Source organism: Castellaniella sp. (genome assembly GCF_041677825.1).
Taxonomy (GTDB): Bacteria; Pseudomonadota; Gammaproteobacteria; order Burkholderiales; family Burkholderiaceae_B; genus Castellaniella.
The window spans coordinates 1-22177 of the sequence record NZ_JBAYPG010000024.1 but is presented as its reverse complement, the minus strand read 5'-3'; the positions used below and the strand labels follow the sequence as shown (position 1 = coordinate 22177).

At 64.7% G+C, this 22177-nt stretch carries 19 protein-coding genes; 10 read left to right on the top strand and 9 right to left on the bottom strand.

Annotated features, from left to right (window positions below):
- Nucleotides 1–15: 15 nt before the first annotated feature.
- Complete coding sequence (gene ispF / locus WCY17_RS10635; RefSeq protein ID WP_372702163.1) at nucleotides 16–1227, top strand: 2-C-methyl-D-erythritol 2,4-cyclodiphosphate synthase; 1212 nt, start codon at nucleotides 16–18, stop codon at nucleotides 1225–1227.
- Nucleotides 1228–1285: 58 nt separating this feature from the next.
- Here the strand turns inward: ispF and WCY17_RS10630 are convergent, their stop codons facing one another.
- Genes WCY17_RS10630 through ompR form a run of 3 tightly spaced genes read right to left on the bottom strand, consistent with a single transcriptional unit; the run spans nucleotide 1286 to nucleotide 4018 of the window.
- On the bottom strand, nucleotides 1286–1834 hold the full coding sequence (locus tag WCY17_RS10630) for a peroxiredoxin (protein WP_372702162.1): 549 nt from the start codon (nucleotides 1832–1834) through the stop codon (nucleotides 1286–1288).
- A gap of 47 nt (nucleotides 1835–1881) precedes the next feature.
- Entirely contained in the window at nucleotides 1882–3312 is a 1431-nt protein-coding gene (locus WCY17_RS10625) for an ATP-binding protein (protein WP_372702161.1), read from the bottom strand.
- Nucleotides 3284–4018 carry a two-component system response regulator OmpR gene (ompR, locus tag WCY17_RS10620; RefSeq protein WP_372702160.1) on the bottom strand — a complete coding sequence of 245 codons (735 nt, stop codon included), beginning with the start codon at nucleotides 4016–4018 and terminating at the stop codon, nucleotides 3284–3286. Before ompR ends, WCY17_RS10625 begins: the two co-directional genes overlap by 29 nt.
- 101 nt (nucleotides 4019–4119) lie before the next feature.
- Between ompR and tsaB the strand changes: the two genes are divergently transcribed.
- Together tsaB and WCY17_RS10610 are read left to right on the top strand one after the other, a co-directional pair.
- Nucleotides 4120–5343, top strand: coding sequence for a tRNA (adenosine(37)-N6)-threonylcarbamoyltransferase complex dimerization subunit type 1 TsaB (gene tsaB, locus WCY17_RS10615; protein WP_372702159.1), 1224 nt, complete (start codon nucleotides 4120–4122; stop codon nucleotides 5341–5343).
- The gene (locus WCY17_RS10610) at nucleotides 5340–6215 is read left to right on the top strand and encodes a uracil-DNA glycosylase (protein ID WP_372702158.1); all 876 of its coding nucleotides are present in this window, start codon (nucleotides 5340–5342) and stop codon (nucleotides 6213–6215) included. Before tsaB ends, WCY17_RS10610 begins: the two co-directional genes overlap by 4 nt.
- 129 nt (nucleotides 6216–6344) lie before the next feature.
- Here WCY17_RS10610 and lplT read toward each other — a convergent pair whose 3' ends face one another.
- Complete coding sequence (gene lplT, locus WCY17_RS10605) at nucleotides 6345–7649, bottom strand: lysophospholipid transporter LplT (protein ID WP_372702157.1); 1305 nt, start codon at nucleotides 7647–7649, stop codon at nucleotides 6345–6347.
- A 180-nt stretch (nucleotides 7650–7829) separates the two neighbouring features.
- Between lplT and smc the strand changes: the two genes are divergently transcribed.
- Genes smc through ligA form a run of 3 tightly spaced genes read left to right on the top strand, consistent with a single transcriptional unit; the run spans nucleotide 7830 to nucleotide 14564 of the window.
- On the top strand, nucleotides 7830–11387 hold the full coding sequence (gene smc / locus WCY17_RS10600) for a chromosome segregation protein SMC (RefSeq protein ID WP_372702156.1): 3558 nt from the start codon (nucleotides 7830–7832) through the stop codon (nucleotides 11385–11387).
- A gap of 16 nt (nucleotides 11388–11403) precedes the next feature.
- Nucleotides 11404–12498 (top strand): cell division protein ZipA C-terminal FtsZ-binding domain-containing protein, encoded by a 1095-nt coding sequence (locus tag WCY17_RS10595; protein ID WP_372702155.1) that lies wholly within the window; start codon nucleotides 11404–11406, stop codon nucleotides 12496–12498.
- Nucleotides 12495–14564 (top strand): NAD-dependent DNA ligase LigA, encoded by a 2070-nt coding sequence (gene ligA, locus WCY17_RS10590; protein WP_372702154.1) that lies wholly within the window; start codon nucleotides 12495–12497, stop codon nucleotides 14562–14564. The genes WCY17_RS10595 and ligA overlap by 4 nt, the downstream gene beginning before the upstream one ends.
- Nucleotides 14565–14638: 74 nt before the next feature.
- On the opposite strand, the gene WCY17_RS10585 is transcribed toward ligA, so the two are convergent.
- From WCY17_RS10585 to msrB, 4 genes are read right to left on the bottom strand one after another with little or no spacing between them, the layout of a single operon-like run.
- Nucleotides 14639–15430 (bottom strand): peptidylprolyl isomerase, encoded by a 792-nt coding sequence (locus tag WCY17_RS10585; protein ID WP_372702153.1) that lies wholly within the window; start codon nucleotides 15428–15430, stop codon nucleotides 14639–14641.
- Complete coding sequence (locus WCY17_RS10580) at nucleotides 15427–15732, bottom strand: BolA family protein (protein WP_372702152.1); 306 nt, start codon at nucleotides 15730–15732, stop codon at nucleotides 15427–15429. Before WCY17_RS10580 ends, WCY17_RS10585 begins: the two co-directional genes overlap by 4 nt.
- On the bottom strand, nucleotides 15729–16313 hold the full coding sequence (locus WCY17_RS10575) for a septation protein A (RefSeq protein WP_372702151.1): 585 nt from the start codon (nucleotides 16311–16313) through the stop codon (nucleotides 15729–15731). The genes WCY17_RS10580 and WCY17_RS10575 overlap by 4 nt, the downstream gene beginning before the upstream one ends.
- A complete protein-coding gene (gene msrB / locus WCY17_RS10570; protein ID WP_372702150.1) occupies nucleotides 16310–16705 on the bottom strand; it encodes a peptide-methionine (R)-S-oxide reductase MsrB in 396 nt (131 codons plus the stop codon). Before msrB ends, WCY17_RS10575 begins: the two co-directional genes overlap by 4 nt.
- Nucleotides 16706–16944: 239 nt before the next feature.
- On the opposite strand from msrB, the gene WCY17_RS10565 reads away from it, so the two are divergent.
- Genes WCY17_RS10565 through WCY17_RS10550 form a run of 4 tightly spaced genes read left to right on the top strand, consistent with a single transcriptional unit; the run spans nucleotide 16945 to nucleotide 21841 of the window.
- Nucleotides 16945–18114, top strand: a complete 1170-nt coding sequence (locus WCY17_RS10565) for an ABC transporter substrate-binding protein (protein WP_372702149.1) — start codon at nucleotides 16945–16947, stop codon at nucleotides 18112–18114.
- 40 nt (nucleotides 18115–18154) lie between these two features.
- Nucleotides 18155–19192: a branched-chain amino acid ABC transporter permease gene (locus tag WCY17_RS10560; RefSeq protein WP_372702148.1), complete on the top strand. Its 1038-nt coding sequence runs from the start codon at nucleotides 18155–18157 to the stop codon at nucleotides 19190–19192.
- A 4-nt stretch (nucleotides 19193–19196) separates the two neighbouring features.
- Nucleotides 19197–21014: an ATP-binding cassette domain-containing protein gene (locus tag WCY17_RS10555; protein WP_372702147.1), complete on the top strand. Its 1818-nt coding sequence runs from the start codon at nucleotides 19197–19199 to the stop codon at nucleotides 21012–21014.
- On the top strand, nucleotides 21011–21841 hold the full coding sequence (locus WCY17_RS10550; RefSeq protein WP_372702146.1) for an ABC transporter ATP-binding protein: 831 nt from the start codon (nucleotides 21011–21013) through the stop codon (nucleotides 21839–21841). The genes WCY17_RS10555 and WCY17_RS10550 overlap by 4 nt, the downstream gene beginning before the upstream one ends.
- A 114-nt stretch (nucleotides 21842–21955) precedes the next feature.
- Here WCY17_RS10550 and tnpA read toward each other — a convergent pair.
- On the bottom strand, nucleotides 21956–22177 hold a 222-nt coding region (tnpA, locus tag WCY17_RS10545; protein ID WP_372702145.1), incomplete at its 5' end, for an IS200/IS605 family transposase.

The following is a 22177-nucleotide window of genomic DNA, read 5'->3' as shown; positions in this document are numbered from 1 at the left end:
CTACAATCGCAGACCATGGAGTCCCTGATTGCACTGGTGCCGGCAGCGGGTGTGGGCCGCAGGGCCGGGTTGCAGGCACCGCATCCCAAACAATATCACCATCTGGCGGGTGAGCCCGTACTGCGCCACACCGTGCGCGCCTTGCTGGCCGATGCGCGCATACGGCAGGTCTGGGTGGCGGTCGCGCCCGACGATACCTGGGTGGCCGATGCACTGGCGGGGCTGCCGCGCACCGTCTGGCGGGCCTGCGGGGGGCCGACTCGTGCCGACACGGTACAGGCGCTTCTTGCCGCCGCAGCGCCGGCGGATGCAGACTGGGTCCTGGTGCACGATGCGGCCCGCCCGGCCCTGCCGGCCGATGCGCTCGCGCGGCTCATCGATACCTGCCTGCGAGCGGGTCGCGGGGGCCTGCTGGCCCTGCCGGTCGCGGATACCGTCAAGCAGGCCTGCCCGGACAGTGACGGCCCGATTGCCGAGGTGGCCTGCACCCGGGATCGGCAAGGGCTTTGGCTGGCGCAGACACCGCAGATGTTTCCTGCGGCCCTGCTGCGACGGGCCCTGCAACATACGGCAGGGGATCCGGCGATCACGGACGAGGCCTCGGCCATCGAGCGGCTGGCGTCAACGGGGGCGCCCCGGCCATTGCTGGTGCCAGGTTCTGTTGCCAACGTCAAACTGACCTGGCCCGAGGATTTCGATCGACTGGAGGCGTCGATGACCGTTTCTCATCATCCGGAACCCGGGGCCCTGCCCTTCAGGGTTGGCCAGGGCTATGACGTGCACGCCCTCGCAGCCGGCCGGCCGCTGATCATCGGTGGGGTGCGGATTCCGCATGAAAAAGGCCTTGTGGGCCATTCGGATGCCGATGTGCTGCTGCATGCCATCACCGATGCGCTGCTGGGGGCGGCGGCCCTGGGTGACATCGGGCGTCACTTCTCGGATCGTGATCCCCGTTGGGCCGGGGCTGACAGCCGCGTATTCCTGCGCGAAGCCGCCCGCATGATTGCCGCGGCTGGCTGGCGGGTGGCCAACCTGGATGCCACGATTCACGCCCAGGCGCCCAGAATGGGGCCGCATGTGCCGGCCATGGCCGAGGTTCTGGCCAGGGACCTGGCGATCAGTGTGGGGCAGGTGAACATCAAGGCCAAGACCAATGAGGGCCTTGGCCATCTCGGGCGTCACGAGGGGATTGCCGCCACAGCCGTTGCCCTGCTGGTGCGCGGCTGACCGGTGCTGGAGACAGCCGTGCTGCAGGGTGGATCTGCGCGACAGGGATGCCACTGCACTACAGGGTAGGGCCCCCCACGGCCCGGTTGCACGGGCACAGGCAGTCGGTCAGCAGGGCATCGAGGATGCGCAGGGTTTCATGCGGGTTGCGACCCACATTGAAATTGTTGACCGAGACGTGCTGGATGATGTTGTCGGGGTTGACGATGAAGGTGGCCCGTAGCGCCACCCCTTCGGATTTTTCGCGGATGCCGAGCTGGTCGACCAGCGCACCCGTGGTGTCGCCGAACTGATAGTGGTTCAAGCGGCTGAGTTCGGCGTTTTCGCGACGCCAGGCGAGCTTGGCGAATTCGTTGTCGGTGGAGCCGCCCATGAGAACGGCGCTGCGATTCTCGAAGGCTTCGACCAGTTCGTTGAAGCCGATGATTTCAGTGGGACAGACCTGGGTGAAATCCTTGGGATAGAAATAGATGACCTTCCATTTGCCAGGGAAGGACGATTCAGTGATGTCTTCGAACGCCGAGACGCCGTTTTCCTCGTGCTGGTTGAAGCCCGGCTTGACGCCGGTGACTCGGAAGGCCTCGAGCTTGTCGCCTATGGTTTTCATCGGGGCTCCAGAAAGTGGGTTCATGGTCTTCTGACCATCGCTTCATTCTACGCCAGTTGGCCTGTCACGGAACGCGGCAGTTCGATGCGCGCGAGCAGGCCGGATGGGGCGCGCGAAGAAAGCACCAGCCGGCCCCCGACCTGACTCAGAAGCCGCTCGACGATGGCCAGCCCCAGCCCCGCCCCGCTGCCGCCCGTGCGGGCGGATTCACCACGGGCAAACGGGCGCAGCAGGCGCTGGATGTCCGTGGCCAGGATGCCGCTGCCTTCATCCTGGATGGTGATGACCACCAGTTTGCCTTCGTAGTCGGCGTGCACGTGGATATGGGCCTGCCCGTCCTTTGTGCTGCGCCCGTAGCGGCGGGCGTTTTCGATCAGGTTGCTGACGATGCGCTTGAGGTCATTGGCGCTGATGTGGGCCCGCAGGCCCGGGGCGACGTCCGCGCGCAGGCTGCCCCCCATCGCTTCGGTATGGGTACGCTCGCGCCCGGTCAGCTCGTGGAGCACCCGGCTGATGTCTATGCCATGCTCGGGTATCAGCCCGATTGGACGCGCGTACTCCATCAGCTGCCCGATGCTGTGGGTGATCTGGGCCAGATCCTCATCGATCGCCTGGCGTGCTTCGTCGCTCATGCTGGTCATTTCGACCTCGAGCCGGATACGTGACAGGGGTGTGCGCAGATCATGCGAAATCCCCGCCAGCATCAGCTCCCGATCGGCTTCGGTCTGTTGCAGATCGCGGACCATGCGATTGAATGCCATGTTCATGTCGCGAATTTCGTCCGGGCCTTTCTCGGGCAGGGGCGTGGGTGTCTGACCATGCGCCAGCTGGCGTGCCACGTTGGCCAATTGGGACAGCGGCTGGCTGATGAAGCGCACGCTGATGGCTGCACCCAACAGCGCGAGCAGCAGGGATGCGGTGACCCAGCCCAGCCAATCACGTCCGCTGGCCAGCCGCAACTGGTCGCGATCGAAGACCAGCCAGTATTGATCGTCATCGATATGGAAGCTGATCCAGATCCCCGGAACCTGATTCACGGCCCACATCACCAGCGTCTGGCTGCCCAGCAGCGAGCGGATTTCGTCAGCGACGTTGTGCCAGTAGGTGCTGCGCGGCAATGGCTCGAGTACGTCGTCGGTGGCGCGCGGCTGCACTCGCAGGCTTTCTTTCGTGGCCAGGTCGAGCAGCAGGGCGGGTCTGACCTTGGCTGGCGCGTAGATCAGGGCAGATCGGGTGATGGTGACGGTGGTGGCCAGACGTTGCGCCAGTTGCTTGGCACCAGGGCCTTCTTCGATGTTGAAGACAATCTGCAGCCAGGCCCCGAGGCTGACCAGCATCAGGCTGGCAATCAGCAGGAATGAGCGGCTGAACAGGCCCAGGCGGATACGCCTTGGGCCGGGTTTGAACGACGGGGTCTGTGCAATCCCCCCCGGGCGATGGCCGGATGGTTCATTGATCACCGTCGGGTACGAACACATAGCCCAAACCCCAGACGGTCTGGATGAAGACGGGCTTGGACGGGTTGGGCTCGATCAGCTTGCGCAACCTGGAAATCTGCACGTCGAGGCTGCGATCAAAGGCCTCGTATTCGCGCCCGCGTGCGAGTTCCATGAGCTTGTCGCGCGACAGCGGCACTTTGGGATGGCGGGCAAAGACCTTGAGTACGGAGAATTCACCCGTGGTGATCGATATGGGCTCGCCGTCACACGTGAGTGTACGGGTGGACAAATTGAGTACATAAGGCCCGAATGCAATGGACTCGTTGTCCTGGCTGGGGGCGCCCGGGTGCTCTTCGGCCCCGCGACGGCGCAGGATGGCGTTGACCCGGGCGAGGAGCTCACGCGGGTTGAATGGCTTGGTGAGGTAATCGTCGGCCCCCATCTCGAGACCCACGATGCGGTCGACGTCTTCGGCCTTTGCCGTGAGCATGATGATGGGCGTGTTGTCGTGGCTGCCCCGCAACCGCCGACAGATGGACAGGCCATCTTCGCCCGGCAGCATGAGATCGAGCACGAGCAGGTCGAAGTGTTCGCGCTGCCAGATCTTGGCCATGTCCTTGGCGTCTTCGGCCACATGGACGTTGAAACCCTGTTCGGACAGGTAGCGGCGCAGCAGGTCACGCAGGCGGGGATCGTCATCCACCACCAGGATCTTGCGGGGCAGGGGGGAAGTTTGTGTGCTCATCCTGAAAATGTAACAGGGTTCGGGGAAAGACGCCAGCGAAAGACGTTGGGGAAAGACGTTGGGAGAAGACGCCGGTTCGGACACTCCTTTAAAATGGCAGCATGACGACGCATCATCTTCTGGCGCTGGAGACATCCGGCCATACCTGCAGTGTGGCCGTGCTGTCTCGGGTGCATGGCGCAACCCAGGCATACGTTGAACGTGTGGCCGGGCCAAGGGGGCATGCCCGGCATGTGCTGGCGCTCGCCCACAGCGTACTCGCGCAGGCGCAACTCGTCCCTGCGGCGCTGTCGGCCATTGCGTTTGGCCAGGGGCCGGGCAGCTTCACCGGCCTCAGGCTCGCCTGTGGGGTCGCGCAGGGGCTGGCACTGGCCCTCGATATTCCAGTCGTGCCGGTCGATTCGCTGGGGGTGATCGCGGCCCGGATGGCCGGTGCCAACGCGCAGGGCACCTGGCTGGTGCTTCAGGACGCACGCATGCATGAGGTCTATGCAGCCGCATACCGGGCAGATCAGGGTCATTGGGTGTGCGTGCAGGCTCCGGTCCTGCTGGCCTGTAGCGCGGTTGCGGCGTGGGTGGCCGATCAGGCGGGTGCCTGGGGGGCTCAGGGTGCCGCGGCGTGGGTTGCCGTCGGCAGTGCCTTGCAGGCGTACCCGCAACTCGAACAGCAATTGGCCGAACTCGGTGCCAGCGTCCAGCCACAGACGACCGAGCCGGATGCCGAAACACTCGTTCGCCTGGGCGAGCAGGCCTGGCTGGCCGGCAAGGGGCTGGATGCCGCACTGGCCAGTCCGGCCTATGTGCGCAACAAGGTGGCCTATACGACCATCGAGCGCGCGGGCGGGCTGGGGGGCAATCCGGCAGCCGAGCCCACCGTGCAATTGCACGAGATGACCGCGGCGGACCTCGACGAAGTGCTGGCCATCGAACGGCAGGTGCAGGCCGTGCCGTGGAGCCGCCAGAATTTCACGGACGCCCTGCTGGCAGGCCATGCCGGCTGGATACTCCGGCGCATGGGGGCCGTGCTGGGTTTTGCCTTGCTGATGGATGCACCCGACATGGCTCATTTGCTGCTCATCGGCATCCGTCCCGATGTGCAGCGCCAGGGTCTGGGCAGCCGTCTGCTGCAGGCCTGTACCGCCCACGTGCGCCAGATGGGGCTGCCCGCGCTGACGCTCGAGGTGCGCGCGAGCAATGAGCCCGCCATTCTGTTCTATGAATCCCACGGCTTCAGTCGCCATGGTGTGCGCCGTGGATACTATCCGGGCCCGAACGGGCGCGAGGACGCCTGGATCATGACCCTGCCCGTGGGGGCCACGGCATGAAGCCGCTTGTCAATGCCATACAGCAGGCGTGGCTGGCCGAACTTGGGGTCGACCTGCAGGCCTTGCCTGGCGTGGCACCCCGAGACGCACGGCCGCGCCGATCCGTGGCCGGTACGCAGGCCGCACCGCAGTCCGATGCGGGCCCATCGCTCGGGGCCGCACACAGGCTGGTACGCGAAAAGCCCGGGGTTGCGTCTAGGAGTGTGCTCGACGCATTGGCTTCGGGGTTGGCTGTCAAGGGGCGGGGGGCACCCGTTGAAAGCGCTGCAGCGGCGGCAGCCGACGAGATCCCCTGCGCACGAAGCCTCGAGGCCCTGTCGCAGGCCGTCCAGGGGTGCACACGCTGCTCACGTGCGGCCGGGCGCATCCGCGCGGTTGCAGGCACGGGGGTGGACACGCAGCCCTGGTATTTCCTGGTGGGCGAGCAGCCCGGCCTGGAAGACGAGGCCGCCGGCCTGCCCTTTCAGGGGCAGTCCGGGCAATTGCTCGAAGCCATGCTGGCATCGGTGTCTCTGCCGCATCGTGAGTCCTGCTATCGTACGCATGCCGTGAAGTGCCGCGCGCCGGGGGGCGTCCGGCCCAATGGGACCGAAATCGCAGCCTGCCGCCCCTGGCTGCGGCAGCAGATCGAAACCCTGCAGCCGCGCTGGATCCTGGCCCTGGGCAGGGTGGCCACAGAGGCCATTCTGGGTACAGAAGAAAATTTCGAATCGCTGCGCGGGCGCACGTCGCGCTATACGTTGCAGTCCGGAGAGACCATCCCTGTTCGTGTCACGCATCTGCCGTCCTCGCTGCTCGTCCACGCAGGGCTCAAGGACGAGGCCTGGCGCGATCTGCTGGGTCTCGCGCAGGCCGTGCAGGCGCAGGGCTGATCCGGCAGGGCTGACCAGATATCTGCCTGATGGGCCGTGTGCCTGGTGCAGTGCGGCAATCCGATGGGCCGTGTGTCCGGTGCAGTGCCGTAATCCAGTGGGCCGCGATACCTGGCGCCGTGCCGCAATCTAATGCAGTGCCGTACCGTGCCCGGTCTGCCCGATCATGTGGGCAAGCTCGGGGTTGTTCTGGTGATTCAGGCGATTCCAGCGCATGAACACCAGCATCAGTGCGGCCACCAGAATGCCGAACAGGGCAATGATCAGGTTGATCGGCAGGCCCAGCCAGAGCAGCAGGCTGTAGATGGCGAGCATCAGCAGGATGTTCAGTTGCTCGTTGAAATTCTGTACGGCAATCGAGTGGCCTGCCGAGAGCAGTACGTGGCCGCGGTGCTGCAGCAGCGCGTTCATCGGCACGACAAAGAAGCCCGAAAGCCCGCCGATCAGCAGCAACAGGATATATACGGCCCAGGGGCGATACACCAGCGGCATGAACAGGACCACGATCCCCATGAGCACCCCCACGGGCAGCACCGACAACGCGCGGCGCAGGGGTACCCGCCCTGCTGCCGCGGCGCCGATGACCGTGCCGAAGGCCGCAACGCCCATGAGAATGGAGGCCTGGTCGAGCCTGTAACCCAGATGCTGGGCCCCCCATTCAATGACAATGAACTGCAATGTGGCACCGGCGCCCCAGAATAGCGTGGTGACGGCCAGCGAGATCTGACCCAGTTTGTCGGCCCACAGAATGCGTACGTAGCGGGAGAATTCACGGATCAGTGCCACGGGGCGGGTGTGCTGACGCGGATAGAAGGCGTGCGTATCGGGGATGAGCAGGTTGCACAGGGCGGCCGCCACATAGACCAGGCCGATGATGAGGATGGCGCTTTGTGAACTGCTGTGCACCAGACCCAGAACCAGATCGTGCGACATCAGCCAGTTCGAGACGGTGGGGCTGATGAGCAGGCCGCCCAGAACCGTGCCCACGATCACGGACAGCACCGTGAGGCCCTCGATCCAGCTGTTGCCCTTGACCAGCAGTTCGGGGGGCAGCATTTCGGTCACGATGCCGTATTTGGCAGGCGAATAAGCCGCCGCGCCGACCCCCACGATCGTGTAGGCGATGAAGATCACGACCAGTTGCTGGCTGTGGTCCAGGCCGAACGACCCATATGCGAACATCAGGGCGCAGCCGGCGGTCTTCAGGGCATTGGTCGTGAACATGACCTTGCCCTTGGGGAAGGAATCGGCAAATGCACCGACAAATGCCGCCAGGACCACGTAGGCCAGCGCAAACCACCATTTCATCATGGGGGCCATCCAGTCTGGCCCGCTCAGTTCAGCGATGAGACCGATGGCGGCGATCAGCAGGGCATTGTCAGCGAGTGATGACAGCGCCTGTGCTGCCATCACCATGTAAAAACCCCGGTTCAATCGCTGACCTCGAAGCGCATGTCTTCTGCTGTCATGGTATTTTGGCAAGCCTGTGAAAAGAGTTGCAGTATAGCGGGTAAGACCGACCGTTGCGTGTGCCCGCACCCGGCCGCGCAGGAGGGCGAGACAGCCTGCGGTATCATGTCATATTGAGGGACTGTCTTTGGTTCACCGCCTGCCGTGCGCCTGACGCAGATCAAACTTGCCGGATTCAAATCGTTCGTGGATCCCACCGTGATCCCCACGCCCAGCGACCTGGTTGGTGTGGTGGGCCCCAATGGCTGCGGCAAATCGAACATCATCGATGCCGTGCGCTGGGTGTTGGGCGAGACGCGCGCCTCCGAGCTCCGTGGCGCCTCCATGCAGGACGTCATCTTCAACGGGTCCGAACTGCGCAAGCCGGCGGCGCGGGCCTCGGTCGAACTGGTATTTGACAACAGCCTCGGGCGTGCGCTGGGTCCATGGTCACCCTTTGCCGAAATTTCGGTACGCCGGGTGCTTGCCAGAGACGGCACCAGCAGCTACTACATCAATCAGCAAGGGGTACGCCGTCGCGATGTGCATGACCTGTTCCTGGGCACTGGCCTGGGATCGCGCGGCTACGCGATCATCGGCCAGGGGATGATCCATCGGCTGATCGAGGCGCGCCCCGAAGAACTCAGGGTGACCCTCGAAGAGGCAGCTGGGGTATCGCGTTACAAAGAACGGCGCCGCGAGACCGAACACCGGCTGGCCGATGCGCGTGAAAACCTGTTGCGCCTCGAGGACATTCTGGGCGAACTCGCCAGCGGGCTCGAGAAATTGCAGAAGCAGGCCCGGGCGGCAGAGCGCTTCCGCAGCCTGCAGGCCGAAATGCATCTCAAGCAACATATGTCCTGGTGGCTCGGTGCACAGGCCGCCAAGGCCAGGCAGGCCCGATTGGCAGCGGAATACGAGCAGGCGCAGGCCGCACTCGAGTCCGATCAGAGCCGCTTGCGTGCGCTCGAAGCACGGCTCGAGGTTTTGCGTCAGGTGCATTTCGAGGCCAACGAAGCCTTGCACCGGGTCCAGGGGCAGCTGTTCGAAGCCGGTGCGCGTGTCAGCCGGCATGAAGCAGAGGCGCGCCATCGGTCTGAAACCCGTGCGCGCCTGCAGGCTCGCCAAAGGCGCCTGCAGGGCCGCCTGTCCGACTGGCAGGGGCAGCAGCGCGCCAGTCAGCAGGCGCTGGCCGGGCTCGAGGCTGATCTCCAGGGGGCCCAGGTGCAGGCGCAGGACAGCGCCGAAGCCCTGCGCCGCGTACAACAGGGCTTGCCCGAGCTCGAAGCGCAATCCAGTGCGCACGAGCAGGAACTTGCGGCGGCAGGGCGGGCTGTTGCGCGCCTCGAGCAGGACATCGCGCTCGCGCAACAGGCCAGCCGGCAGGCCGAGGCCTTGCATACGCAGGCACAGAAGCGCCAGGAACGCCTCCTGGCCGAGCAGGCGGCGCATGCACCCGCCGTCGAGTCCGGGCTGCCGGAGCTGGCGCAGGCCTGTGCCGATGCCGAGGCCGCCAGCCAGTCGGCACAGGCGCGCCTGCAGGCCCTCGAGGCCGAGCACATGGCCCTGGCCGCGCAGCGCGATCAGGCGCGCGAGGATACCCAGGTTGCCCGGCAGACGCTTGCGCGGCTCGAGGCGCGCCACCAGGCGTTGACCTCGCTTCAGCAACGGCCCGTGGGAGAGGCGCTGAACATCTGGCTCGAGGCGCATGGCCTCCAGGATCAGCCTGTCCTGTGGCAACGCCTGCGGGTGGAGCCAGATTGGCAAATCGCCCTCGAGGCGGTGCTTGGTGAACGCCTTCAGGCGCATGAGGCAGCGGATCTGGGCGCCGTTCGTGACGGGCTGCAGAATCTGCCGCCGGTGGGCCTGACGCTGTATCAAGGGGTGCGGCCACCCCAAGGGGCACGGCCACTGAATGACGCTGGTCCGGTTGCGCCAGGGCGGCCGCGCCGGCTGCTGGATCACATTCATGCAGCGGACCCGGCCCTTGACGGTGTACTGCAGGCCTGGCTCGGACACGTCTGGGTTGCTGCAGACCTCGATGAGGCACTGGCACAGCGGGCCCGTCTGGCGCCCGGGTGCTGCTGGATCGTGCCCGCAGGGCATCGCGTCCATGCATGCAGCATCCAGATGCATGCGCCCGACCCGCAGCGGGATGGCTGGCTGGCCAGACAAGACGAGATCGAAGACCTGCACGAAGCCGTGCTGGCCGCACATATGCAACTTGAACAGGCTGAAGACCAGGCAGAGCGGGCCGGGCACGCCTGCGTCCTGAGCGAACAGGCGCTGCAGGCGTGTCGCCAGGACGGCGCGGCCTGTACGCAGGCCTGGCACGAGTTGCGCCTGCGCCATGCGCAGCAGCAGGATGAACACGCACATGCGCAGGCCATGGCCCGGCGGATCCAGGCCGATCTGCTGGGTGTGCAGTCCCTGCTGCATGAACAGCAGGCGCAGCGTGCCGAAGCCGACCTGCAATGCGCCACGCTGCAGGCGGATCATGCGCGGCAGCACGCTGCCCTGCTGGCGCTGCAGCAGCGTCGGGCGCAATTGGCACAGGCGCTCGAAGCCCGGCAACAAGAGGTCCGTGCGCATGAAAACAGGGCCAGAGAGGCCGAATGGGTGGTACGCACGGCGCGCCAGCAATTCGAAGAACAGCAGCGCACCATAGACTGGGCACAGGAACAATACGCCCAGTCGCTGGTCGAACTCGAGGACACCCAGGGTGAGCTGTTCGAACTGGATGAAACCGAAGTCGACAAGGCCTTGCAGCAGGCGCTTGCAGATCGGGTCGACAGTGAAGTTGCCGTACAGCAGTCCAGGCAGGCGCTCGAGCAGGCGGCGCACGATCTTCGCCAGGCCGATGAGGCCCGGCTGGTGCTCGAACGGGGGCTGGAGCCCTTGCGCGGCCAACTCACGGCACTCCAGCTGGATGAGCAGGCGGCGCGCCTGGCGGCAGAGCAATGCGCCGGCCAGCTTGCGGCAGCAGGGGCCGAGCAGCACGTGCTGCAGCAGGCGCGCGAACAGCATGCGGCCGAGCCGGGCTGGCAGGATCCGGCGTGGCTGCAAACCGAAGTCCAGCGTGTTTCAGGCCTGATTCAGTCCCTTGGCGCGGTCAATCTGGCGGCCGTGGAAGAGCTGGCCGCACTGCAGGAGCGCAAGGGCTTTCTGGAGGCCCAGCATCAGGATGTCCAGACGGCGATCGATACGCTCGAAAATGCCATTCGCAGAATCGATCAGGAGACACGGGCCCAGTTGGCTGATACCTTCGAGCAGGTGAACGCGCATTTTGGACGTCTGTTTCCCCAACTGTTCGGTGGCGGGCAGGCGCGTCTGATCATGACCGGAGAGGAAATCCTGGATTCGGGCGTACAGGTCATGGCGCAGCCGCCTGGCAAGCGCAACACGAGCATCCATCTGTTGTCGGGTGGTGAAAAGGCGCTGACGGCCATTGCGCTGGTGTTTGCCTTGTTCAGGCTGAATCCGGCGCCATTCTGTCTGCTCGATGAGGTCGATGCGCCACTGGATGATGCAAACACTCAGCGGTATGCAGAACTTGTGCGCAGCATGAGCACACAGACACAGTTTCTGTTTATCTCGCATAATAAAATTGCCATGCAGATGGCGCGTCAGTTGATCGGGGTGACCATGCAGGAGCAGGGGGTGTCACGGATCGTGGCGGTGGACATGGAAGCGGCGTTGCAATGGGCAACGTCACAAGCCTGAAGCAAAAGGGGTTCTTATGACAGAGTTGCAGGTTTTGCTGATCACGATCGGGGTGGTATTGATCGTCATTGTTGTACTCTACAACGGTTGGCAAGATTGGCGGGCCCGGCGCAGCATGCGCCAATCCCTGCCCGACGCAGACCACGATGTGCTCATGCAGCCGGCTGGCGAGCGGCGCGAGCCCGTGCTCGGGTCGAATTCCGCCGATCCCGGGCCAACGGCCGCCGATACGGCCATCGGCGCGCATCCGGGGGCGCCGGTGGTGGCAGGCGCGGCGGCTTCTGCCGCTGATTCAGGGCCCGCCGTGTTCGTGCCCCACGACGAGGCGCCCGATATCGATGCCACCTCCGAGGTCGTCATCGATATCGCCTTTGCCCACCCCATAACGGGCAAGTACCTTGCCGCAGCCCTTGCCAAAGGCGCCCGCATGTGCAAGAAGCCAATGCGCTACTTTGCCGGGCGGGCACAGGGCGGGCACGTCCAGAACATACACGCCGATGAGCATTATGGCTCCGTGCATCTGGCAGTGGCGCTGGCCAATCGCAGCGGGCCATTGACCGACATAGACTGGTCTCATGTATGGGCATTGGCCCAGCAGCTCGCCGAACAGTTCGATGGCATGATAGAGGCGCCCGAGCAGGCCCAGGTGCTGCAGCAGGCCGCCGATCTGGACGCCCGTTGCGCTGCCCTGGATGCGCAGGTGGGCCTGACGCTGCACTTGCCGCGGCCACGTGCGGTGCGCGAGATCCGGCAAACTGCCACGCAGGCGGGGTTCCAGTCACGCGATGGCTGGCAGGCCTGGTTGTCCGATACGGGCCGGCCTTGTTTCATGCTGCTGATCGAAGAAGCGGATGATCAGATGGCAGACCGGGCGGATCTGCTGCTCGATGTACCCAACAGCCAGCCCGATGATCAGGCTTTCAGCCGCATGCTCGCGGTCGGGCGCGATCTGGCGTCGCGGCTCGACGCAGAAGTGCTCGATGACCAGGGCCGTACGTTTCACGACAGTTCGGCGCCTGCCATCGATGCGCAGATCAGCACGCTCTACGACCGCCTCGATGCGGCCGGCTTTCTCGCCGGGTCCGAGCGCGCAGCACGGGTATTCTCGTGACTGACACGCACGCGGTCCAAGAAGAGATCGATGCCCTGCGCCGCGATATCGAAAGCCACAATCGTCGATACTACATTGACGACGCTCCGACCATTTCCGATGCCCGCTACGACGCCCTGATGCGGCGTCTGCGCGAGCTTGAAGAAGCGCATCCCGAGCTGGTTTCGGCTGATTCACCCACTCAGCGCGTGGGTGCCGTCCCGGCGCACCAATTTGCGCCGGTCGTGCACGCAGTGCGTATGTTGTCCCTGGGCAATGCGTTCGACGACAATGAGATCCGGGCGTTTGATCTGCGCGTCAGCAGCGCCCTGGCCCAGGCCGGCTTGCTGGCTGATGCTCGAGTCACGTACATGGCCGAGTACAAGTTCGACGGGCTGGCGGTCGGTCTGCGTTATGAGAACGGCCTGCTGGTTCAGGCCGCAACCCGCGGCGATGGCCTGCAGGGCGAAGAGATTACCGCCAACGTGCGCACCATCCGTTCCGTGCCCCTGCGTCTGGATGGGCCGTGCATTCCGGCCGTGCTCGAAGTGCGCGGCGAGGTTCTGATGGCCCGCGCCGATTTCATCGCCCTCAATGAGGCTCAGGTGGCTCGGGGGGAAAAGCCGTTCGTCAATCCACGCAATGCGGCGGCTGGCAGCCTGCGTCAGCTCGATGCCCAGGTCACGGCCCGGCGCCCCCTGCGGTTTTATGCCTATGGCTGGGGCCAGGTCCAGGATGAACCAGGGCACGACTGGCAGCCTCGTGACCATCATTCCGCCATGCTCGACTGGCTGGCCGGGTTTGGTCTGGCCATCAGCCCGGGGCGCCAGCTGTGCGAGGGCGCACAGGCCCTGCTGGATTTTCATGTGCAGGCGGCCCGGGCGCGCGATCAGCTTCCCTACGAAATCGATGGCGTGGTCTACAAGGTCGATTCCCTGTCCGAGCAGGCCGTATTGGGTTTTGTGGCCCGCGCGCCGCGCTTTGCGATCGCGCACAAGTTTCCGGCGCAAGAAGAAACCACGCTGCTCGAAAGTATAGAAGTCCAGGTTGGGCGTACGGGCGCCCTGACGCCGGTGGCGCGCTTGCGGCCGATCTTTGTGGGTGGGGTGACGGTCACCAATGCGACCCTGCACAACGAAGACGAGATCCGGCGCAAGGACATTCGCGTGGGCGATACCGTGGTCGTGCGCAGGGCGGGCGATGTCATTCCCGAGGTGGTGGCGCCGGTGCTGTCATCGAGGCCAGCGGGTACGGTGCCTTTCGACCTTCTCGCGGTCTGCCCGGTCTGTCCCGTCTGCGGGTCGGCGATCGAACGCCCCGAAGGTGAAGCCATACACCGTTGCACGGGCGGCTTGTTCTGCCCGGCCCAGCGCAAGCAGACGCTCTGGCATGCCGCCAGCCGCAAGGCGCTGGATATCGATGGCCTGGGCGACAAACTGATCGAACAACTGGTGGATGGTGGTCGCGTACGCACGCTGGCCGATGTGTACAGCCTGACCGCCCTCGAATTGGCCGCGTATGCCCGCATGGGCGCCAAATCAGCCGAAAACCTCGTCGCTGCGATCGATCACAGCCGCCGGCCTTTGCTCTCGCGCCTGTTGTATGCACTGGGCATACGGCACGTGGGTGCGACGACGGCGCTGGCCCTGGCACGTCGTTACGGTTCGTTGCAGGCCATCATGGACGCCTCGATCGACGATCTGCAGCAGGTGCCCGATGTCGGCCCGGTAGTGGCGGCCTCTGTGCGGCGGTTTTTCGATGAAGCCCACAACCGTGATGTGATCGAGGCCTTGTTTGCTGCGGGCGTGGTGCCGCAGGTGGATCCCCCGCTGCGCGCCGGTGCAAGCCTGGAGGGCAAGACCCTGGTGCTGACCGGCACCCTGCCCACACTGACCCGCGACCAGGCGGCCCAGCGCATTCTTGCTGCAGGTGGCAAGGTCAGCAACTCGGTATCACGCAAGACCGCCTGGGTCGTGGCGGGTGCGGATGCCGGCAGCAAACTGGCCAGGGCCCGCGAACTGGGCGTCGAAATCCTCGACGAGCCTGGCCTGCTGACGCTGCTGGGGGGCGAACCCAGGGAAGGGTAAACCTGGCTCAAGCCCACGAGCCCACCCCGCGCGCCGGGGGCAGGCCCCAGACGCGCTGATGTTTCTGGCGTTCTCTATTGCGCCGGCATCTCGACGATCTTGGCGGATTCCATCAGGTCTTTCTGGTATTGAGCGAGGGCCGACTGGCGCATCATTTCTTCCAGCTGGGGCCTGGCGTCCTCAAAGGATGGAAAGGCCACGGGGCGGGTGTCCTCGACCTGGATCACGTGCCAGCCGAACTGCGTCTGCACGGGCGCGCTGGTGAGATCGCCCTTGTTCATCGACTCGACGGCTGCGGCGAATTCGGGTACGTAGTTGCTGCTGGGCCCCCAGCCGAGTTCGCCGCCCTTCTGGCCACTGCCGGGATCGATGGAATCCTTCTTTGCGGCATCCTCGAAGCTGATTTTCTTGTCCTTGATGGCCTGGATGAGCGATTTGGCGTCGTCTTCGGCCTTGACCAGAATATGGCGCAGCTTGTATTCCTTGCGGTTGCCCTGTTCGGCCTTGATGGTGTCGTACTCTTTCTGCAGATCCGCCTCGGTGATGGGGTGGTCCTTCAGGTACTGGTTCATGAGCGCGCGCACCAGAATGCCCTGCGAGGCGAGCTCGGTTTCGAGGCGGATGGCGGGTTCTTTCTGCAGCCCGGCCTTTTCGGCGGCCTGGACGGCAACCAGCCGGCTGATCATTTCCTGCTTGACCTGGTCACGCAATTGCGGGGTGTCCTGAGCGCCCTGTTCGATCAGCAGGCTGACGAACTGGTCGAGGTTTTCTTGCGAGATGCCCTGGCCGTTGACGGTGGCGATATCCTTGGCAAGGACCGGGAAGGCGAGGGTACAGGCGAGTGCAGCGACAGCGATTCGTTTCATGTGTTTCCTTCGGTTGGGGTGAAAGCCTGGATGGCCAGGGCATGGACGGGATGGGGCATCAGGTTCTGTACGCAGCCGAGAACCATGCGATGGCGCGCGAGCGCGCCGATCCCTTCGAACTGATTGGACACGATACGTACGTGAAAGTGCCGGGCGCCGCCACGCGCCCCCGGATGGCCGCGGTGGCGGTGGGATTCGTCGGTCAGGGTGCACTCGATGGGCTCGAGTGCCTGGAAGCGCCGCAGCAATTCAGCGTACAGGTCTTCCGGGTGTACGTCCTGTGGCGCATCGGGCCGGGTCATGAGGGATTCTCCGGCTGATCGTCCTTCGCGGGCAGGCCAGTGCCGTCTGTCTGCAGGTGCCGGCCCAGCCACAGGGATTGCACGACGACGAAGAGCAGCAGCAGGATCAGCAGGCCAAATACCTTGAAGTTGACCCATTGGGATTCGGTGAAACGCCCTGAAAAGGCGACGTACAGGTTAAGTGCACCCGAGGCGGTGAAAAACAGCACCCAACTGTCGTTGAGCCGGTTCCAGAGCTGATCGGGCAACTCGATTTTCTCGCCCATCAGCCTGCGCATGAGATTGCGGCCCATGAACAGCCGGGCGCCCGCCAGAATGGCGGCAAACAGCCAGTACAGTACGGTGGGCTTCCATTTGATGAAGGTGTCATCGTGCAGCAACAGGGTGGCGCCGCCAAAGATGACGATGACCCCCAGATTGATCCAGTGGGTGGTTTCGATGGGCCGGCGCATCAGGCGCAGCCAGCCAATCTGCAGGATGGCCGCTGCCATGGCCACCCCGGTGGCGACATAGATGTCGGCCACGCGAAAGGCCACGAAGAACAGGATCAGCGGGAACAGGTCGAAGAGCAGTTTTTTCATTCGGCCGGGATGAATTTGAGCGAAACGGAATTGATGCAGTAGCGCAAGCCTGTGGGTGGCGGGCCATCCGGGAACACATGCCCCAGGTGCGCATCGCAGCGGGCACAGAGAATTTCGGTGCGCACCATGCCGTGGCTGGTGTCGCGTTCCTCGCGTACTGCGTCGGGATCCAGGGGTTCGAAATAACTGGGCCAGCCGCAGCCGGCGTCGAACTTGCTGCTGGATGCGAACAGGGGTGTCTGGCAGCAGACGCAGACGTAGGTGCCCGGGGTGGTCGTATCCAGATACCGGCCGGAGAACGGTCGTTCGGTCTGTTTGAGCCGTGTGACCGCGAATTCTTCGGCAGACAGATGTACCTTCCAGTGGGTGTCATCGTGCAGGCTTTTTTTCACGAAAACCCCTCCTGTATGCATTCGGAACCTTTCATTGTAAACGACTTCCATATGACTTCCATGAACGGCCCCCGGTGCGGGGGCTCTGGCCGACAGAAATGGGTCCCGTGGCGCGGATCGCGAAGCAAATTGCAGCTGACTGCGATAAGATGACGCCCGACCCTGCGATCATGTGTCAGCCGCTTGTCGAATGATCAATTCGGGGCCTTGGCAGATCATCAGAAACTCTGGAGGCAAACATGACTTTCACTCGTTTTTTTAGAATGAGCCTGGGGGCTGCGGCCTTGCTGGCTGCCCTGCCGCTCGCTGCGTCGGCACAAATCAAGGTGGGTGTGACGGTTTCGGCGACCGGGCCGGCGGCATCGCTGGGCATCCCCGAGCGGGATACCATCAGCCTGCTGCCCACGGAAATCGGCGGGCAGAATGTGCAGTACATCATTCTGGATGACGCTACCGACACCACACAGGCCGTCAAGAACATACGCAAGCTGACCTCCGAAGATCAGGTGGATGTGGTGCTGGGCACTTCGGTGATGCCGGGTTCCCTGGCCATGTCCGATGTGGCGGCCGAGACCGGCACCCCCATGATCAGCGTGGCCGCCGGCACCAAGCTGGTGCAGCCCGTCGACGGGCCGCGCAAGTGGGTGTTCAAGACCACTCAGAACGATGTCCTGATGGCCAACGTGCTGGCCGACGCGATGGTCAAGCAGGGCGTCAAGACGCTGGGCTTCATCGGCTTCAGCGACGCCTACGGCGATGGCTGGGCACAGGAAATGAAAACGGCGGCCGATGCCAAGGGTATCGAACTCGTGGCCGAAGAGCGCTTTGCACGCGCAGACACCAGCGTCACGGGCCAGATCCTGAAACTGTTGTCCAGGCAGCCCGACGGTATCCTGATTGCCGCATCCGGCACCCCGGTGGCTCTGCCACAGCGTGAACTGGTCGAGCGGGGCTACAAGGGGCAGATCTATCAGACCCACGGGGCGGCCAATAACGACGTGCTGCGCGTGTGTGGCAAGGCGTGCGAGGGCATGATCCTGCCAGCGGGTCCGCTGCTGGTGGCGGCCCAGTTGCCGGATGACAACCCGGTGAAGGCCAGTGCGCTCAAGTACACGCAGGCCTATGAAGGCGCGCATGGGGCCGGCACCATCAACACCTTCGGCGGCCACATGTGGGATGCCGGCCAGTTGATCATCGACGCCATACCGCGTGCCCTGGATACCGGGGCCAAGCCCGGCACGCCAGAGTTCCGTGCCGCCTTGCGCGATTCACTCGAACAGGTCAGGGAACTGCCCGCATCCCAGGGGGTGTTCAACATGAGCGAAACCGAGCATGCCGGCATGGATGAGCGGGGTCGCGTGCTGGTCCAGGTGGTCGACGGCAAGTGGACGTACATGCCGGGCTTCTGATGATCCTGCCCGCTTGCCCTGATCCAGCGCCAGGGGTGTCATGGATCTGACCATCGCCCTGATCCTTCTCCAGGACGGCATCATGAACGGCGCCATCTACGCCTTGCTGGGCCTGGCGCTGGTGCTGGTGTTTCTGGTCACGCGGGTGATTTTCATTCCGCAGGGCGAGTTCGTGACCTACGGCGCCCTGTCACTGGCCTTCCTGGCCAATGGCAAGGTGCCCGGAACGGCCTGGCTGCTGGTCCTGATGGGGGCTCTGGTATGCCTGGTCGAGGCCGGTGCCTGCTGGCGGGCCCGACGGTTCAGGGGCTATCTGCGTACCCTGGGTTGGGCGCTCGTACTCCCCCTGGTCCTGCTGCTGCTGGCACCCTGGGTCGCCGGGCCCGATGTGCCTCTGTTGGTGTGCGTACTGTTTTCTCTCGCGCTGGTCATTCCAATGGGGCCCATGATCTACCGGCTGGTCTACCAGCCGGTCGAGCAGGCGAGCGTGCTTGTCCTGCTGATCATTTCGGTGGCCGTGCATTTTGCCCTGACCGGCTTGGGCCTGGTGTTTTTCGGCGCCGAAGGCTGGCGCACGCCGCCGCTCGTCGAAGGCTCGGTCCAGGTCGGGCCGGTGGCCTGGTCAGGCCAGACCTTTGCCGTACTGGCCACCTGCATCGTGCTCATCGGCGGCCTGTGGCTGTTCTTCAGCCGTACCCTGTATGGCAGCGCGCTGCGGGCGACAGCCGTGAATCGGCGCGGCGCACGGCTCGTGGGCATCAGTACCCGGATGGCGGGCAGCCTCACCTTTACCCTGGCGGCGGCGATCGGCGCGCTCTCCGGCATGCTGATCGCAGCCATCACCACCATTTATTACGACACGGGCTTCCTGATTGGCCTGAAGGGCTTCGTGGCGGCGATTTTCGGTGGTCTCGCCAGCTATCCGATCACCGCAGCGGGCGCGCTGTTCGTGGGTGTCCTCGAGGCTTTCGCGTCATTCTGGGCCAGCCCTTTCAAAGAGGCCATCGTCTTCACGTTGATCATTCCCGTGCTGTTGTGGCGCTCGTTTGGCAGTGTCCATCTGGATGAAGAGGACTGAGCCGATGCGAGCCCGTCCTGTGCTGATCGTCGTGCTGCTCCTGCTGGCTGCGCTGCCCTGGGTGGCACCGTCTTTCTGGATCACGCAGATGAACTACATCGGCCTGTACAGTCTGGTGGTGCTCGGTCTGGTGCTGCTGACCGGTATCGGGGGGCTGACCTCGTTCGGGCAGTCGGCCTTCGTGGGGCTTGGGGCCTACACCACCGCCTGGATGACCACGGCCGGCGGGATGTCGCCCTGGCTGGGGCTGATTGCCGCCCTGGTGTTGACCTGCCTCGTGGCATACGGGCTGGGGGCCATCACCCTCAGGCTGTCGGGGCATTATCTGCCACTGTGTACGCTGGCCTGGTGCCTGGCGCTGTATTACGTGTATGGAAACCTCGATTTCCTGGGGCGCTACGATGGCATCTCGGGGATCCCGTCGCTGACCATGGGGGGCTGGTCACTGGGCAGCACCAGTGCCATGTATGGCCTGATCTGGGTACTTTTGCTGCTGTCGATGTGGGCCACGCACAATCTGCTCGATTCCCGCTCGGGGCGCGCGATCCGGTCCCTGCGCAGCGGCACGATGGCCGAATCCTTCGGGGTCGATCTGGCGCACTGCAAGATCGTGATCTTTGTCTACGCAGCGCTGCTGGGCGGCTTGTCCGGCTGGCTGTACGCGCACATGCAAAGGGCCATCAGTCCCAGTCCTTTCGGCCTGAGCTACGGTATCGAATACCTGTTCATGGCGGTGGTCGGGGGCTCGGGCAGCGTCTGGGGTGCCGTGGTGGGGGCTGCTGCCATCCTGATCGTGAAAGATCAGTTGCAGGATGTGCTGCCCGGCCTGGTCGGTACGGGGATGAATGTCGAACTGCTGGCCTTTGGCGTGCTCATGATTCTGGTCCTGCAGTTTGCCCGCGACGGGATCTGGCCTGTGCTGTCGCGACTGGGGCGCGCCGATGAAGGGCTCAGCCCGGCTCGCCTCGAGATGTTGCGCGCCCCGGCCGCCGACCTGCCTTGCCGCGCGCGCCCTCAGGCGGGTGAGCCGGTATTGCAGGTCGACAGGGTGCGCAAGGAATTCGGCGGGCTGGTGGCGGTCAACGATATCAGCTTCACCTTGCGGGCGGGTGAAATCATGGGCCTGATCGGCCCCAATGGGGCCGGCAAGAGCACCACGTTCGATCTCATCAGCGGGGTCCAGCCACTGACCTCCGGGGCGGTGCAATTCATGGGTCAGCGCATCGATGGGCTGGGCGCACGCCGGATTGCGGGGCTGGGGCTGACGCGCAGCTTTCAGCACGTGCAATTGATGCCGGACATGACCGTGCTCGAGAATGTGGCGCTGGGTGCGCACCTGCGCGGTGATGCCGGGGCCTGGGCAGCCGCCTTGCGCCTCGATCGTGCACAAGAGGCCTCCCTGTTGCGCGAGGCCGCCCGCCAGCTCAAGCGTGTCGGGCTGGATGATGTCCTCGACCGGCCTGCCGGAAGCCTGCCGCTCGGGCGACAGCGCATCGTCGAGATTGCCCGCGCCCTGTGCAGCGACCCCATCCTGTTGTTGCTGGATGAACCGGCCGCCGGCCTGCGCTTCCAAGAGAAGCAGGCGCTGGCCGAAGTCCTGGATCAACTGCGCCAGGAAGGCATGAGCTTGCTGCTCGTCGAGCACGACATGGATTTTGTCATGGGGCTCACCGATCATCTGCTGGTCATGGATTTCGGCACGCGCCTTGCCGAAGGGCCGCCCGCGGCGATCCAGTCGGATCCGGCCGTCCTGGAGGCCTATCTCGGCGGGCTGGATGAGACCTGGGGGGTACCCGACAGGCCCGCCGAGGAGCCCGCATGAATACGCGGCCTGTTTCGGGGCAGTCCGTCGATGCCCGCTTCGCCACCGGGCCAGGGGTTGCACCTTCCGAGCAGGTCCTCTCGGTGCATGCGCTGTCGGCGCATTATGGCAAGGTGGCGGCGCTGGATCCCATCGACCTCACCGTGGGCAAGGGGCAGATCGTCACGGTCATCGGTGCCAACGGTGCCGGCAAATCCACGCTGCTCGGGGCGATCATGGGCGCGCTGCCCAAGCGGGGCCACAGTACCGGCGAGATCCTCTTCAATGGGGCAGCCGTGCAGGGGCGTGACATCGAGGACCGCGTGGCGCTGGGCATGTCGCTGGTGCCGGAGCGGCGTGAACTCTTTGCCAGCATGAGCGTGCGCGAAAATCTGCTGTTGGGCGGGTTCCGGCTGTACCGTGCCGGCGTGGCCGACTGGCGTGCCACGCTCGATGAGGTCTACGCCCTCTTTCCTCGGCTGAGCGAACGGGCCAGCCAGCCGGCCGGGACGCTGTCCGGCGGCGAACGCCAGATGCTGGCCGTCGGCCGGGCCTTGATGGCGCGCCCGGTGCTGCTCATGCTCGATGAACCCAGCCTGGGCCTCGCCCCCCGGGTGGTCCGCGAGATTTTCCAGACGATCGCCCGCCTGCGCAGCACCGGCGTGTCGATCCTGCTGGTCGAGCAGAATGCGCGTGCCGCCCTGCATGTGGCCGACCATGGCTATGTGCTTGAAACGGGTGCTGTCGTCCTGCAAGGCCCGGCGGCGATGCTGGCGGATCATCCGCGGGTCATCGAAAGCTACCTGGGGCTCGCGGGCCGGGCCGTGTCGCCGGATCGGGGCCGCTAGCAGCCCATGCACAGGGCGCTGTGCGCCCCGAACTTTCTTGACCCGGTGCGCGGCAAGCCTCGGTCTTCAGGCCGGGGAAGGATAGCGCGGACGCCGTAGGCGTTCTTTGGGCGGTCAGTGTGGCGTCTGCTGTTGTTCGATGTATTGGCGGATGATCTCGATGGGCGCACCGCCACAGCTACCGGCAAAGCAGGACGGCGACCAGAGCGCGCTGCCCCACAGATTCTCGCGGATGCTCGGGTGGTTCTGCTTGCGGATCATGCGGCTGGACACGCCTTTGAGGCTGTTCACCAGCGTCGAGACGGCCACCTTGGGCGGGTAGTTCACCAGCAGGTG